The 444-nt window shown below is 34.5% G+C and carries 1 protein-coding gene; it reads left to right on the top strand.

Going from position 1 to position 444, the window contains the following annotated elements; all coding sequences use genetic code 11:
• A partial coding sequence (locus HZY83_RS06120) for an aminotransferase class V-fold PLP-dependent enzyme (RefSeq protein WP_179943174.1) occupies nucleotides 1–387 on the top strand: 387 nt, incomplete at its 5' end.
• Nucleotides 388–444: the final 57 nt, after the last annotated feature.

Here is a 444-nt window from a genome sequence, read left to right as displayed (position 1 = left end):
ACCATGGGTCGTTTAGATGAAGCCAGTCGTAAATTAATTAAAATGAATCAGTCAGTTAGAACATTTTTAGAAGAATTTAGAGGCGTTTACATTAATTCCCCTAAGGATAGTGCACCCCAAATTATTAATGTTAGCTTTCCAGGTGTTAAAGGTGAAGTGCTTGTTAATGCTTTTTCAAAACATGGTGTAATGATATCAACAACAAGTGCTTGCTCATCTAAACGTGGGAAACTTAACGAAGTGCTATTAGCAATGGGAGTTCCTGATGCAAGAATAGAGGCTAGTATAAGAATATCTATGGGAGTTCATACAACTGAAGAGGATATTCAAAGATTTAAAGAAGTATTTGAACAAGTATATGAAGAAGTTAAGGAGTTGTTAAAATAATGCACTACGATCATTTGCTCGTAAGATATGGTGAATTGACGTTAAACGGTACAAATC

The organism is Gemella sp. GH3, assembly GCF_013415425.1.
Lineage (GTDB): Bacteria > Bacillota > Bacilli > Staphylococcales > Gemellaceae > Gemelliphila.
This window is presented reverse-complemented; position numbering and strand designations above follow the sequence as displayed.